This window comes from Pedobacter sp. 10L46_2 (assembly GCF_056395165.1).
Window position 1 is genome coordinate 1 of the sequence record NZ_JBFTIZ010000252.1, and the last position, 8840, is coordinate 8840.

Below are 8840 nucleotides of genomic sequence, written 5' to 3' on the forward strand. Positions count from 1 at the left end.
CTATAACCGTCTCGACAGACCAAGATCTGTTAGTGATTTAAGCGGAGGTAACAGCCCTTTTAATGGAGGATACTATGCAAGCAGTCCACTGCCATCTTCAAATCTTTTTCTCCCTGATGCAAATAGAGATTTCATCTTTGGAAATACAAATATCCAAACAGATGCCAATACCAATAACAGCTTAAGCATAAGTCCGACCATCGATTGGAAAATCTCTGACAAATGGTTATTTAACACCATCATATCTTATGAAACTGCAAATAGCAGAAAGGATACTTTCACACCAGGAACAGTTCGCAGAAGTGGAACAGGGTATGCAACGAGCTTTGTAGACAATTCTGCAAACTATTTGATGAGCAATACCATTCAGTTTTCGACCACTATTAATGATACCCATCATTTAAATTTACTTGCCGGACAGAATACAGAGTTCCATCAATACAGGGCAACATATGCCGAGGCTGATGGTATACCTAACGATCAGATTAGTGTAGTAAAAGTGATCAATAAAATGGGTTCTTATGCCTATTCAGATTTGATCGAAAGCGGTATCCAAACTGCCTTTTTCAGAGCTAACTATGATTTTAAGGGGCGATATCTGTTCTCGGGCGTAATAAATGCCGATGCATCATCAAAATTTGGTAAAGGTAACCGGGTAGGTTTCTTTCCATCATTCTCCGCTGGATGGATCGTTAGTGATGAACCTTTTATGAAAGGTGCCAGCTCCTGGTTAACCTTATTTAAAATTCGTGGTAGCTATGGTATCACAGGCAGACAACCGGATGGTGGCGATAGTTACCTATCGTTCAATACCTATAACGTTGGGGCGGGCAGTTTCCCGGGTAGCTCAAACCCATCAACAGGTCAAAACGAATCGAATACGTATAATGGAGTTCCTTCAGTGTCTCCAAACTTTTCAGGAGGTTTGTCAAACAGTGAACTTACCTGGGAGCATTCAAAACAAGCGAATATTGGTGTAGACCTGACTTTTTTAAATGGCCGATTTAATTTTGTGGCCGATGCTTATGTCAGAAATACGACCGAGGGAATATTTACACTTGCACTCCCTATTACTACAGGTTACTCAACTATAACTTCAAATGCCATTGGTACAAGAAATAGTGGTATCGAAACTCAATTCATTGCTCATTATTTCAATCCATCAAAAGCATTTCAGTGGGAAACCAATTTCAACTTTGCTTTCAATAAAAATCTGATCACATCGCTGCCAAATGGTGGCCGGGATATCTATTTAGATAAATTCCTTTTGCGACAAGGGCAGTCTATCAATCAGTATAATGTATTTGAGCAAACAGGCATATATGCCACTGATGGAGATGTTCCTGTAAATCCCATCGACGGAAGTGTGCTGAGCTTTTATGGATATCCTTTTAAAGGTGGAGATCCAATATGGAAGGATCAGAACGGAGACGGAATTCTTGACGCTACAGATTATGTACCTGCCGGGAATCCAAATCCAAAAATGACAGGAGGTATGGTAAATACCTTCAGCTATAAGAATTTTAGCCTTTCCGTATTTGCGACATTTACGTTAGGACGAGATATCTATAACGATTACCTGGTAGGAAAGCTCTCGCATTTAGTACCAACAGATGATGGTGATCCTGATCCTTTGCACGCATTAAGCAACAATGCATTTCCATATTTAAATGGCATTAATTACTGGCGGAATCCGGGAGACAATGCAAATTATCCTTCTTTAAGTTCATTCTCTGGCACGCGTTACAAATACGCTGCAGTAAGCTCTCGATGGGTTGAAAACGGATCTTATATCCGTATAAAAACGGCCACTTTAGCCTACGCATTTAAGCCAAAAGTATTACAAAGACTATCATTAAGCAGGCTAAGGGTGTATGCTATGGCAGATAACCTTCATATTTTTCAATCGGCCAATTTACCGGATGCTGAGCAGGTTGATGCCTTTGGTATTTACAACGGCAGCGGTTACGCCATACCTAAAAAGTATACGATAGGTCTGGAAATAGGGCTTTAATAGTTTTATCATTTATTAAATATGAAATCATGAAAATACATTTCAAAAAACATATTACAGGGCTTTTGCTTTTAATACTAGTCATCAGCTCTGTTGCTTGCAAAAGAATTCTGGACCTCGAACCCCATAATTCGACCTTTACCGGAGCTTATTTTACTAATGGACAAGATGCAAATAGTGCCATTTCCGGAGCATACTCTTCTCTAAGAAGGGTATTGCTAAACAATTATTCGTGGCATGTGTATGGTGATGCGCCTTCAGGTGAATTTAGCATCAGATCTGATAGGGACAATCAAAATTATAACATTTCAAATGGAGAATTTACTGGTTTAAACGTAGGTTCCGGGAACTGGAACTGGCAATCTTATTATCAACTGTTACAGCAGGTAAATTTGATAATTAACAAGGTTCCAGGTATCGCTATCGAGAAATTTACCAATCAGGATGATAAGAAACGTATCATAGGAGAAGCTTATTTTCTTCGTGCTTTCACTTATTTCTACATGAGCAGAATATGGGGCGATGTTCCGTTAAGACTTGAACCTGATCTTGATATTAATCAGGCAAAAAATATTCCTCGTACACCTGGGGCCGAAGTGCTTGCTCAATGCATCAAGGATCTTGAACTTGCCAAAGCTAATCTTGTTTTTGGTTACAGTGATGAAAATCAAAGAGCTGTAAGGGCAAATAAGGGAAGTGCACTTGCTTTGGAAGCACACATAAAAGCCTGGACAGGAGATTATGCAGGGAGCGAAATCGCTTCGGATGATGTAATTAAGAATGGAGGGCCCCAACTCTAAGAAGACCTTATGTAGCCAACAAGGCAGATATTCAATGGCCTGTAAATACCTCTTACATCAATAAAATCTATAAAGATACTACTGATATCAGGTATAGAACTTTCTTCTTCCAGGCGCAGTCGTCAGAGGGTCAGACCATTAAATTCTCTAATGTAACCTACGCCGATGGTTCGGCAAAAAATGATCCGAGGCTATCCAATAACCTGATCATATTCCGTTTGGCAGATATTTATTTGCTACGAGCAGAAGCGTTGAACAAATTGGGTCGTGATGGAGAGGCGGTTATACTGCTCAATGCCATCAGAAAAAGAGCTAAGGTTGCTGAGTATGTCGGGGGAGGCACAGCTTTGGGCACAACAATCCTAGAAGAAAGGCTTCGTGAACTATATTTCGAAGGCCAGTCTTACTACGATATGGTAAGAACCAAAACACTTCCTACCTATAACGAACGCTTTAAAGACCAGTTCATGAATGGCACTCCTGAAGGTGGCTGGTTATGGCCAATAGATCCTGGAATGTTCAAAGACGACTTTACGTTAACACAAACGCCATACTGGCAAGGAAGGCTTTAATCATTAAATGAATCAGATATGAAAAAATTAATTATGATATGCATTGCAATAGTCACAGTGGTTACTGTTTACTCTTGCAAGAAAGATTATGTGATCGGTGGTAGTCTTTACAACCCTAAGGTTGATATGACCACATACGATTATCTAAAAACCAAAAAGCTGTTTGATACGCTCATCATCATGGTAGATCGGATGGGTCTAAAAGATGAAGTAAATGCCAGTGGGACGGTTTTTGCTTTAACTAATTACGCTATAAGTAATTATGTTAAAGAAAAACAGGCACATCTGCGTATTAAATTAAATGATGAGAACCTTGTTTTTACATTCGATTCTTTAAAGCTCCCAGAGCTGAAGGATTCTTTGAGGGCTTACTTGTTTAAAGACAGACTCCCCGTAGAGGCACTAAGTGAAGTGGGGAAATTAAGGAAATCTAACGATGGGGAATTCAGGTTAATTCAGGCCATTCCAACAACAGATTATACCGACCCTAACATCTTCCCAGTTAAACCAAAATATGTTTACCTCACTAAAATAGTTAAAAAGGAGGATGGAACGGGTACCATTCCTACTGACTCTACACAACTCCCATTGGTTGATCCTGAACAATTGCTGCAGGCACGTGTGCAAACCTCAGGGATTATTACCAACACCGGTGTGATACATGTGGTAAATAACAACCACACGTTTACTTTTTTCGGTGATATCAAGAATTAATGATTTTAAGCTAATAATATGAAAAGATATATAAAACTTATAACATTTGGCTTTGTAGCGATGGGGATCATATTCTCTTGTAAAAAAGTCGAAAACGGTTTTCTCAGCAATCAGATCAGATACCGGGATAGCCCAATAAAAATTCAAAAAGGCATAACAGTTCAAACTAAGCCGGTAGACAATGATGGCTCCAGTGCACCGGTAACTTATGAATTGTTAGATATTCGTGATGCGGTTACAAAAAAACATGCAGAACTATTATATACAAACTACGAGCGGTATATTTTTATCTCTCAGTTTGATGTGAATAGGGATACAACTGTTGAATTGCTAAATAAGCACAGGCAATTATTAAACGCACCGCCGGTTGAATTTAATACACATACCGGAGCATTTACTTTTTATGGAACAACCGCAAATGTGGCTGTTGGGACCTATGAATTTGATATTCGGGCAACCAATGAGAATGGTTCAAAGGATTTTAAAAACATTGGCCAGTTTTCTTTATATGATGGGCCCGTAGCGGAGCAATCTGCAGGGGGCGGTGCGTGGTTTAAGGATGGATCCAGCGCGTCTGGGGATATTGGAGAGCCAGAAGTTAAGATTAAAAAGACTTCCAACGAAGGTACATTGATTATTCTAAAAATAGTAGATAAAAACGGCACTCCATTTAATCCAAAGAAAAATGAGTTCATCAAACGTGGAGACAGGAATAGCTTTGATACTTTTGCCAGGTTCCATCCCCTCGTATTAACAGATTCTACAATGGCCTGTAACTTTGAAGTAGTTCCATTCCCGCTTGTTGCGGGCCCTCCTGGACAGGGTTATACCATTTATTACAGAATTCCAGGCAACTTTGCCAAACTCGACCCAGGTCTTACTCCAACTCCAGACCGAGGCTATAGCATTAATCCGCGATTTACTTTCCGAATCTATCAGGAGGGAACTTACGAGGTAACGGTTAGAATTAAAAATGCCACAAGAGATGTCTTGTAGCAAGTAGTGTACATCAAAAAAGGGTGCCAATATTTCTTTGGCACCCCTTAATAAGAAACTCCTATTGACTTTTCTTGACCTGGTCATCTTCATTATTTATTACTTTAGCTATTAAAGTATTTAGAGGATGAACATTGTCAAGATAAAACACATTGTAGTTGCACTACTGTTGCTATTTCCTGAACTCGTCTTTTCGCAGGGAAAGGCACAACAAAAGAAACCAAATATCATTTACATCTACGCGGATGATTTGGGTTACGCTGAGATTGGCCCATACGGACAGAAAAAGATTAAGACTCCTAATTTGGATAAACTGGCCAAAGAGGGGATGAAATTCACTCAACATTATACCAGTACACCAGTTTGTGCTCCCGCCCGTTGCATGCTAATGACTGGCAAACACGGTGGCCATTCTTACATCCGTGGTAACTATGAAATGGGCGGTTTCCCAGATAGCTTGGAAGCCGGGCAGATGCCATTGCCCGAAGGAACATTTACGATTCCGAAAATGTTAAAGGAAGCTGGTTATGTCACAGCTCTAACCGGCAAGTGGGGTTTAGGAATGAACAACACAACAGGGTCACCCTTAAAGCAAGGATTTGATTATTATTATGGATACCTGGACCAAAAGCAATCCCATAATTTTTATCCCTCTCACCTTTGGGAAAATGATGAGAAGGTTATGCTTGATAATCCTTATATGTACGTCCATAAAGGTCTCGATTCTACAAAAGCGACCGATAAGGATTTTGATTATTACAAAGGCAAAGTGTATTCGCCAGACATAATGACTAAAAAGGCTGTTCGTTTTATTAATGAGCAAAAATCGAAGCCGTTTTTCTTATACATGCCTTATACTATTCCACATGTTTCGTTACAAGCACCTGATGAATATGTTAAAAAGTATATAGGGCAGTTCAATGAGTATCCTTACTACGGACAACAGGGATACGCACCAACTAAGTACCCATATTCAACCTATGCTGCTATGATCACTTATCTGGATGATCAGGTTGGGATTATTATGGCCGAAATTAAAAAGCTAGGGCTAGACGACAATACGATCATTATGTTTTCAAGCGATAACGGAGCCACATTCAATGGTGGGGTAAATGCTAAGTTCTTTAACAGTGTCGATGGCTTGCGTGGATTAAAGATGGATGTATATGAAGGAGGGATCAGAGAACCATTTATTGCCAGGTGGCCTGGTAAGATACCTGCAAATACGACCAGTGATTTTGTATCTGCACAGTTCGACATGATGGCTACTTTTGCCGCGATAACGGGTACAAAACCGAATAATACAGATGGTATATCTTTACTGCCAACATTGTTGGGAAAAAATAAAGAGCAGAAGCAGCGCGATTATATCTATTGGGAATACCCTGAAAAGGGAGGACAACTGGCAATAAGGATGGGGGATTGGAAAGGTGTAAAAGTAAATCTTCGCAAGAATTTAAATAATCCATGGCAGATCTTTAACCTGAAAACAGATCGGAACGAAACAACAGATATTGCTTCAGAACATCCTGAATTAACCAAGCGTTTTGACGAGATCGTTAAGAAAGAGCATCAAGTTTCTCATTTGCTGGAATGGGAGTTTTTGGAAAATAAATCTGGGAAAAAGTAAGCTGGAGTCGATTTAAAGTAGAACCCCGTATGGTTGCTATTATGCTCTGTTTGTATAGATAACGTTGATACTTTTCTCATTATTGCGCTTGAAAAAATATAGTTGAAAAACGGCATTTTGATACGTTATAACTTATATTTTTGGCTTTGCACATCTCTAAAAGCCATCAGTATGATACCGGATAACAAACTCAACTCAGCAAAAAAGCCAGGAAAAACGGACACAAATGTAATTGGTTTTCAGTACATCGACAGATCAAGTTTTATGACTGTAGGAGGGAAGGGCGCCAATCTGGGAGAACTCGTTGGAATCAAAGGAATAAGGGTGCCGGAAGGTTTTTGCGTGACCACTGAAGCGTATAAAAGAATAACTGAAAATAATCAGAAGTTTAACAGTTTGCTGGATGAATTAAGTGATATTAAGGTAGAAGAGCGAGTTAAAATCAGGGAGCTTAGCAACAAAATACGTAAGGTTATCGAAGGAATATCCATTTCTGAAGATATGGAGAAAGAGATTGTAGGATTTCTCACAAAGTTTGATGAAAAGGATGCGTTTGCTGTACGATCTAGTGCAACGGCGGAAGATCTGCCTTCTGCATCATTTGCCGGGCAGCAGGACACTTATCTGAATATTATTGGTAAAGAGGCAGTCTTAAAATACATCAGCAAATGCTGGGCGTCACTGTTTACAGATAGGGCTGTAACTTATCGTTTGCAGAACGGATTTGATCACAGGAAGGTCCACCTGTCGGTTGTTGTTCAGAAAATGGTTTCCCCGGATGTGGCAGGAATTATGTTTACAGCAGATCCGGTTACCTCAAACAGAAAAATAGTATCTATTGAGGCCAGTTTTGGATTGGGCGAGGCATTGGTTTCCGGAATTGTGAATGCAGATAATTATAAAGTTTCTGAGCGCAATATTATCGATAGGAAGATATCCAATAAGAAACTGGCTATTTATGCTTTAAAAGAGGGAGGCACGAAGGAGCAGGAAATCGGGCCGGATCAGCAGAATGCCCAGGCGCTAACGGATGAGCAGATTTTACAGTTGGAACGCATGGGTAGAAAGATCGAAGCGCATTTCGGTAACCCACAAGACATYGAGTGGTGTTTGGCGGATGATACGTTTTATATTGTGCAGAGCCGGCCCATTACTACCTTTTACCCGATCCCCGAAGCGGATGATCAGGAGAACCATGTTTATATATCTGTTGGTCATCAGCAAATGATGACTGACCCTATGAAACCACTGGGATTGTCGCTATGGCAGTTAAGAGCTGCCAGACCCATGTTCAAAGCTGGAGGAAGGCTGTTTGTTGATGTTGCAGATACTCTGGCTACACCTGCTGGCAGGGAAAATTTATTAGAGGCGATGGGGCAACATGATCCGCTCATAAAAGAGGCGCTTCTGACCATTGCAGAGCGGCGAGATTTTATAAAATCGTTACCAAATGATGAAAAAGCACCTATGCCGGTTAAAAGTACTAAGGGTATATCGTCCACGGATATTTTGGCGCAAGTGGGAAACGACCCGGCAATCGTTGTTGACTTGATTAAACACAATGAGACATCGGTAGAAGCGCTAAAACAAAACATCCAAACGAAATCAGGAACGGATGTGTTTGATTTTATTCTGGAAGATATCCAGCAATCAAAGAAGACAATATTTGAGGCACAACATATGGGTGTGATCATAGCTGCAATGAATGCTTCATCGTGGCTCAATGAAAAGATGAGCGAATGGCTAGGTGAAAAAAATGTGGCAGACATACTTTCTCAATCCGTATCAAACAATATTACTTCGGAGATGGGTTTGGCACTATTGGATGTAGCGGATGTAATCCGCCCTTATCCGGAAATAATTGAATACTTGCAACAGGTAAAAGCAGATGATTATCTGGACGAACTTGCTAAGTTTAACGGTGGACAAGACGCCCGTCACGCTGTTGACGCATATCTCGATAAATATGGTATGCGATGTGCCGGTGAGATCGATATTACCAAAACCCGTTGGAGCGAAAACCCTACTATACTTGTCCCTTTAATTTTGAGCAATATTAAAAACTTTGAATCTGGGGCCGGCAAGCGAAAATTTGAACAAGGACGACAGGAAGC

Annotated in this window: 7 protein-coding genes; all 7 read left to right on the plus strand. The window is 40.3% G+C overall.

Annotation, left to right across the window (positions count from 1 at the left end):
• Positions 1 to 2014, plus strand: a 2014-nt coding sequence (locus AC1DDX_RS21160) for a SusC/RagA family TonB-linked outer membrane protein (protein ID WP_477622546.1), incomplete at its 5' end; no start/stop codon positions are given.
• A gap of 29 nt (positions 2015 to 2043) precedes the next feature.
• The gene (locus AC1DDX_RS21165; protein WP_477622547.1) at positions 2044 to 2814 is read left to right on the plus strand and encodes a RagB/SusD family nutrient uptake outer membrane protein; all 771 of its coding nucleotides are present in this window, start codon (positions 2044 to 2046) and stop codon (positions 2812 to 2814) included.
• 137 nt (positions 2815 to 2951) lie between these two features.
• Positions 2952 to 3386, plus strand: coding sequence for a RagB/SusD family nutrient uptake outer membrane protein (locus AC1DDX_RS21170; RefSeq protein WP_477622549.1), 435 nt, complete (start codon positions 2952 to 2954; stop codon positions 3384 to 3386).
• An 18-nt stretch (positions 3387 to 3404) separates the two neighbouring features.
• Positions 3405 to 4100 (plus strand): hypothetical protein, encoded by a 696-nt coding sequence (locus tag AC1DDX_RS21175; RefSeq protein ID WP_288879156.1) that lies wholly within the window; start codon positions 3405 to 3407, stop codon positions 4098 to 4100.
• Positions 4101 to 4118: 18 nt separating this feature from the next.
• Positions 4119 to 5096, plus strand: a complete 978-nt coding sequence (locus AC1DDX_RS21180; RefSeq protein WP_216854330.1) for a DUF5007 domain-containing protein — start codon at positions 4119 to 4121, stop codon at positions 5094 to 5096.
• A 127-nt stretch (positions 5097 to 5223) separates the two neighbouring features.
• On the plus strand, positions 5224 to 6726 hold the full coding sequence (locus AC1DDX_RS21185) for an arylsulfatase (RefSeq protein WP_288879157.1): 1503 nt from the start codon (positions 5224 to 5226) through the stop codon (positions 6724 to 6726).
• Positions 6727 to 6897: 171 nt separating this feature from the next.
• The coding region (gene ppsA, locus AC1DDX_RS21190; protein WP_477622548.1) for a phosphoenolpyruvate synthase at positions 6898 to 8840 on the plus strand (1943 nt) is incomplete at its 3' end.